The 6,543-nt window shown below is 64.0% G+C and carries 5 protein-coding genes; 2 read left to right on the top strand and 3 right to left on the bottom strand.

All coding sequences use genetic code 11. The annotated features are described in order from the left end of the window. Nucleotides 1–277 precede the first annotated feature (277 nt). Nucleotides 278–1,693, top strand: a complete 1,416-nt coding sequence (locus JX325_RS11495) for a glycine--tRNA ligase (RefSeq protein ID WP_204791259.1) — start codon at nt 278–280, stop codon at nt 1,691–1,693. 105 nt (nt 1,694–1,798) lie between these two features. Next, entirely contained in the window at nt 1,799–3,754 is a 1,956-nt protein-coding gene (locus JX325_RS18470) for an LTA synthase family protein (protein ID WP_204791258.1), read from the top strand. A gap of 68 nt (nt 3,755–3,822) precedes the next feature. On the opposite strand, the gene JX325_RS11485 is transcribed toward JX325_RS18470, so the two are convergent. The 3 genes from JX325_RS11485 to JX325_RS11475 all read right to left on the bottom strand — a co-directional run. After that, complete coding sequence (locus JX325_RS11485; RefSeq protein ID WP_204791257.1) at nt 3,823–4,131, bottom strand: hypothetical protein; 309 nt, start codon at nt 4,129–4,131, stop codon at nt 3,823–3,825. A 4-nt stretch (nt 4,132–4,135) separates the two neighbouring features. After that, nucleotides 4,136–5,296: an alanine--tRNA ligase-related protein gene (locus JX325_RS11480; protein ID WP_204791256.1), complete on the bottom strand. Its 1,161-nt coding sequence runs from the start codon at nt 5,294–5,296 to the stop codon at nt 4,136–4,138. 105 nt (nt 5,297–5,401) lie between these two features. Further along, nucleotides 5,402–6,543: glycoside hydrolase family 3 N-terminal domain-containing protein (locus tag JX325_RS11475; protein WP_204791255.1), on the bottom strand; the 1,142-nt coding region annotated here is incomplete at its 5' end.

The following is a 6,543-nucleotide window of genomic DNA, read 5'->3' as shown; positions in this document are numbered from 1 at the left end:
CCCCAAAACATGATACAGTGTCATTTGTGTCACAGGCATGAAGGGGAAAAGCCTCCCCCACCCCGGCAAAGAGAGAGGGCGGTTCGGTGTAAGCCCTCCCGGGAGGGGAAACGCTTGGCGCCCCTTCGCCGCGGGGAGGCAATGCCCCGCCGGTCCCCCGCCGTTACCGGGCAGAGTGCCCCCGCAAGGGGGAATTCAGGTGGAACCACGGACTTTTTCAAGTTCGCCCTGAGCCAGCGAAGGCTCGGGGCATTTTATGTTTAAGGAGTGAATCGCAATGGACAACAAGCAGAAATCCATGGAAAAAATCGTCGCCCTCTGCAAGGGCCGGGGCTTCGTCTTCCCCGGCAGCGAAATTTACGGCGGCCTCGCCAACAGCTGGGACTACGGCCCCTTGGGCGTGGAGCTCAAGAACNACGTGAAGCGGGCCTGGTGGAAAAAGTTCGTCCAGGAAAACCCCTACAACGTGGGTCTGGACGCCGCCATCCTCATGAATCCCCAGGTCTGGGTGGCCTCCGGCCACGTCTCCACCTTCAACGACCCCCTCATCGACTGCAAGGCCTGCAAAATGCGCCACCGGGCCGACAAGCTGGTGGAGGGCTTCGTCCAGGAAAACGGCCTGGACGTGAACGTGGAGGCCATGAGCCAGGAGGATTTGGTGGCCTTCATCCGGGAAAAGCAGGTCCCCTGCCCCGGCTGCGGCAAGCACGACTTCACCGACATCCGCCGCTTTAACCTCATGTTCAAAACCCACCAGGGCGTCACCGAGGATTCCGCCAACGAGGTCTATCTCCGGCCCGAGACCGCCCAGGGCATTTTTGTCAACTTCCCCGCCATCCAGCGGACCACCAGAAGAAAGCTCCCCTTCGGCGTGTGCCAGGTGGGCAAGAGCTTCCGCAACGAGATTACCCCGGGCAACTTCATCTTCCGCATCCGGGTGTTTGAGCAGATGGAGCTGGAATTCTTCTGCAAGCCCGACACGGACCTGGAGTGGTTCCAGTACTGGCGGACCTACTGCCACGACTGGCTGATTGGCCTGAACGTGAAGGAGGAAAACCTCCGCCTCCGGGACCACGAGCCCGAGGAGCTGGCCTTTTACTCCAAGGCCACCACGGACTTCGAGTACCTCTTCCCCTTCGGCTGGGGCGAGCTGTGGGGCGTGGCGGACCGCACCGACTACGACCTGGGCCAGCACCAGAAGCACTCCGGCCAGGACCTCACGTACTTCGACCAGGAGAAGAACGAGCACTATATCCCCTACGTCATCGAGCCGTCTCTCGGCGCGGACCGGATGACCCTGGCCCTGCTGGTGGAGGCCTATGACGAGGAAGTGGTGGACGAGGCCAAGAACGACGTGCGCACCGTCATGNGCTTCCATCNCGCCATCNCCCCCTTCAAGGCGGCCGTCCTGCCCCTTTCCAAGAAGCTCAGCGCCAAGGCCCAGGAGATTCAGCAGGAGCTCTCCAAGGACTGGATGGTGGACTTCGACGAGACCGGCTCCNTNGGCAAGCGCTACCNCCGGGAGGACGAAATCGGCACCCCCTACTGCGTCACCGTGGACTTCGACACCGTGGGCGACGGGGAAAAAGCCGGGGACAACTGCGTCACCGTCCGGGAGCGGGATTCCATGGCCCAGGTCCGCGTTCCCATCAGCGAGCTGAAGGCCTACCTCACCGAGAAGCTGGCGTATTAAGCCCCTGTGTTTTCGCCCAGGGACCGGGCTTGNNCCCGGCCCCTCAACCCACCACGAAACCATCAGACCAGCGGGCGGGCGCGAAGGCCCGCCCCTACTTTTACTATGAAACGACATACGCTTTCTAAAAAACAAAAAGGCCCCCTGGGGCCCCTCTGGCTCCGGTGCGTCCTCTTCGCCGCCGCCGGGCTCTGCATGGGGCTGGCGGTTGCCGGGGCCATGCAGTGGANTTCCACCGGCACCCTCCCCNGNGTGGCGGAGTGGGNCCTGGACTACCNCGGCCATCTGCTGATGACCGCCCTGCTCTGGGCCACGCCCGTCTGGGTCCTGGGGTCCCTGACGGGGCGGCTGTGGCTGGCCGCCCTGCCGGCGGGGGCCCTGGGGCTGATTCTGGCCCTGGTGGACTACTTCAAAAACGCCATCAACGGAACGCCTCTGGAGCTGGCGGACTTCGGCCTTGCGAAGCAGGCGGGAAACGTGGCGGGCCTGGCGGGGGATTTGACGCCGCCGGAGGACTTCTATCCGGCGGCGGCGGGTCTTTTGTTCTGCGTCCTCCTTCTGCTGCTCACCCGGCGGCTCACCGCCCTGGAGGGAACCGCCCGGGGACGGTGCTGCCTTTGCTCTTTGACCCTGGCGGGGATTCTCCTCACCGGCACCGGGACCCGGGCCGTGGGGAGCTGGCTGGGGGTGGATTTTTACACCCGGATGGACCCGGCGGAGAACCACAGCCTCCACGGCCTGACCCTCAGNCTCTGGCGGGACGCGTTTCCCCAGCCTAAAACCCCGCCGGAAGGGTATGACGAGGACTTCATGCTGGACGTGCTGGCGCGCATTGACCAGCTCACCNCCCCCCGGCAGGAGCCGGAGGCCAGGCCGAACGTCCTCTTTATCCTCTCTGAATCNTTTTATGTCCTGACCCGCCTGCCGGTTCTCCAATACGAGGGGGACCCCCTGGAGAACTTCCACGCCCTGGAGGCGGAGAGCGTCAGCGGGACCTTCCACAGCCATTACCTGGGCTATGGCACCGGGTATCTGGAGATTCCCATGCTCTATGGTCTGAACGCCCTGGACCTGCCGCCGGGGACGAACATCTGCTTCCAGGACGAGGCGGTTTACCAGCGCTTTGACGCCCTGGCGGAGCAATTCACGAAATCCGGTGATTACACTGCTGAAATGCTCCACGCTTATGATAACACATTGTATAACCGGACGGTGACCTATCCCCTGCTGGGCTTCAACGATTTGTATTTTTCCGACGATATTCAACAAATGGGCATTGAGCGGGCGGACGGGGCCTACGGCGGGTTCTACATGCGGGACGGCTACTTCTTCCAGGGGATGCTGGAACGGATGAAGGCGGTGAACGAGAGCGGGAAGCGGGCCTTCCTTTTCGGCATCACCATGGAGAACCACCAGCCCTTCGAGCCTCAGAAATTCAACTATGAATGCCAGATTCCCCTGGTCGCCCCGGACTTCACCCCCGCCCAGCGGGACATCATCCGGGTGATGCTGGAGGGGATAACCCGGGCGGACCAGGCATTGGGAGAGCTGACGGCGGCCCTGCGGGAGAGTGAGGAGCCCACGATTGTGGTCTTTTTCGGGGACCACCGGNCCAATTTGTTCATGCCCGGCGGNGACACGGTGTATACGCTCCTGGGCCTGTGCCCGGAGAACGACACGCTGAACTGGACCGAGGAGGAAATCAACGACCTGTACTCTACGGACTACCTGATTTGGGCCAACGACCCGGCGCTGCTGGGGGATTTGGCGGGAAGCCGGAGGGACAGCAGCATCACCGCCCTGGGGCCCCAGCTTCTGGAGCTGACGGGGCGTCCCGTCAGCCGGTACTGGGCCCTGCTGGAGAAGGTGAGCCAGATTGCCCTGACCCAGACAGACCTTTACTTTGTGGACGGAGAGGGCCGGGCCAGCTTCTCCCGGGAGGAGGCGGGCCTCTCCCCCGAGGCCCTGGAACTGCTGGAGCTCCGGGACGCGGTGGTGTATGACGCGGTGTATGGGAAGCGGTACATTACAGAGGAGATGAACCTGCCCCCGGGGGCATGAGGAAAACAGGAAAAGGGCGGACCCATGGGTCCGCCCTTCTTCTTTATTCTTCCCACTATCAAACATGCTCAGAAAAACATCCCCATAAACCCGTCGGGGCGCTCCTGGGCCTGGTTCCAAATCTCATAGAACAGCCCCAGGGAAATCTCCCGGGCGGAGAACTCCCCCTCCGGGGTCTGAAGGTCCCGGAGGTTCTCCGGGAAGGGCTGCTGCCGCAGGGCGCCCTCGTTTCCCCGCTCCCCGCCGTAGGAAAAGGTAATCCCGTTCCGGTAGAACTCCACCCGGCGGGTCTCCCGGCGCTCTTCGTCCATTTCGGAATAAATGAGATAGGGCTCGTCCTCCTCCTGGTGGGTCCACTCGGCCAGCAGATATTTCATCCCGTCACCTCTTGAAAAACGCTTCAATCTCCCCCCGTCCCGCCTGGACGCTGCCCTGGGCAAAGCCGTTCCGGCCTCCGCCCCGGCCATGGAGGGTTTCGTTCAGCTCCTTCACCAGGGGGGCGATCTCCCCCCCGTCTCCCCGGACCAGGGCATAGCTCCACTTCGCCCCCTCGCCGGAGAACACCGCCGCCAAACCGCCGCAGGACTTCCCCACCGCGTCCGCCAGACGGCGGAGGCTGTCGGGCCGCATGGGGGACTGGAAGAGCAGCACGTCCCCCCGCCCCGCCTGTTCGGCGGCAAGAGCGGCAAAGGCCGTCTGCTCTAAGTCCGCCATGCGGGCCTTGGCGGCGGAGAGCTCCTCCTCCAGCCGCTCCACCGCCCCCTGAATCTCCAGGGGCTTTACGCTGAGCCGCCGGCCCACGGCACGGGCCTGGTCATAGGCGGTGGAGAGATACCGCAGGGCACGGGCCCCGCAGAGGATTTCCATGCGGACCCCCTCCCGGAACTTCTGGCAGGAGAGGACCTTAATCAGGCCCGCCTGCCCCGCCCGCTCCACATGGGTGCCGCAGCAGGCGCAGCGGTCCGCCTCNGGGAACTCCACAATGCGGACCTGGCCGGTGAGCTCCTTCTTGCTCCGGTAGTCCAGAGCCGCCAGCTCTTCGGAAGAGGGGTAGAAGATTTCGGTCTCCCGGTCCGCCCAGACGGCGGCGTTTNCCAGCCGTTCTGCCTCCAGGGCCTGTTCCCAGGTGATATCCGCGTTGTAGTCGATGGTGACGGCCTCCGCCCCCAGGTGGAAGCCCACGTTGTCGCAGTCATACAGCCGGCAGAGGATGCCGCTGAGGATGTGCTCCCCGGAGTGCTGCTGCATGTGGTCAAAGCGGCGGGCCCAGTCCAAAACCCCGGTGACCACCGTGCCGGGTTCCGCCGGAGCGGCGCAGGTGTGGACCACCGCGCCGTTTTTTTCATGGACGCCGGTGACGGCGATTTCCCCTCCAGCGGTTTTCAAAACGCCGTGGTCGGCGGGCTGTCCGCCCCCCTCGGGGTAGAAGGCCGTCTGGTCCAGGACCACCTTCCAGGCCTNCCCGGCGGACTCGCAGGAGAGGACCGTGGCGGGGAACTCCCGGAGATAGGGGTCCTGATAGTAGAGCTTTTGGGTTTCCATGTTCACATTCGCCTTTCTTTATAGCATCGTGTCCGTGACGGCCCTCNACACTGTCTCCGCCGGGAGAATCAGGAACNCCGCCGGAACCTGGGCGGCGTATCCCTGTCAGAGGGCGGGCCTCAAGGTCCCCTCCTCCGTCCGCTCCAAAAGGCCCAGCTCCAGCTTCCACCGGAGCACCCGGAGACAGGCCGCGTCCACGGCCTCCTCCTCCAGCGCGCCGTCCCTCACGGCCTGGATGACCCGGGGAATCTGGGTCCGGTAATCCGTGGTGACCACCAGGTCGTTCCCGGCCTGGATGGACATCACCGCCACGTTCCCCTCCGCCGCGTAGGCCTTCACCGCGTCCATGGCCAAATCGTCCGTCATGACCACGCCGTCAAAGCCCAGGTCCTCCCGGAGAATCCGGTGGACCTCCGGGGACAGCGACGCGGGGAGATTCGGGTCCATGCAGTTTACGATGTTGTGGCTCACCAGCACGGCGGGCCGGAGGCGGCGGAGCTCACCNGAGGGCCAGACCGTCTCCTCCACAGCGATACCCGCCTGAAAGGGGAGAAAATCCTGCTCCAGAAACTTCTCCATAGACCGTTCATCCACGGCCACGCCGGTGTGAGTATNTTTGTTGTTCCCATAGCCGGGGAAGTGCTTCAAGACGCTGCCCAGGCCATAGAAGGACTGGGCCTCCGTCACCCGGGCGGTATAATCCGCAGTCTCCTCCGCGTCCATGCCGGTGGTCCGATCATAGATGAAGTCGCCGGAGTTGGTGGACACGTCCGCCACCGGAGCCAGGTTCACATTGAAACCCAAGCTCTTCAGAAGGATGGACTTCTCCCGGGTCTCTCGGAGCAGAGCGTCCAATCCCTGCTTCCAGAGCTTGCCGGGGCTGGAGAACTTTTTGCTCCGCAAATGGGGGTTGGAGCTGACCCGGACCACGGTTCCCCCCTCCTCGTCCACGCCGATGAGCAGGGGAAGCTCCGCCGCCGCCTGATAGGAAGCGATGGTCTGGATAAGCTCGCTGGCCGTCTTATTCTGGGTGTCCCGGCCAAAGAGGAGATAGCCCCCCAGGTGATAGGTCATCACGTCCTCCACGGCGTTTTCCGCCGGAACCCGGACGAAAAAGAGCTGTCCCGCCTTCTCCTCCAGGGTCATGTCCTCCAAAAGGGCCAGCAGCGCGGCCTCCTCAGGGTCCTCCGGGGGTTCCGGCTCCTGTGGCTCCTCCGGCGGGGCCTCCGGGGCCTCAGCCGGGGGGA

Origin of the sequence: Oscillibacter sp. CU971 (assembly GCF_905219725.1) — a bacterium.
GTDB lineage: Bacteria > Bacillota > Clostridia > Oscillospirales > Oscillospiraceae > Oscillibacter.
Note: the sequence above shows the minus strand (reverse complement) of the source record. Positions and strands in the feature narration are given on the sequence as shown.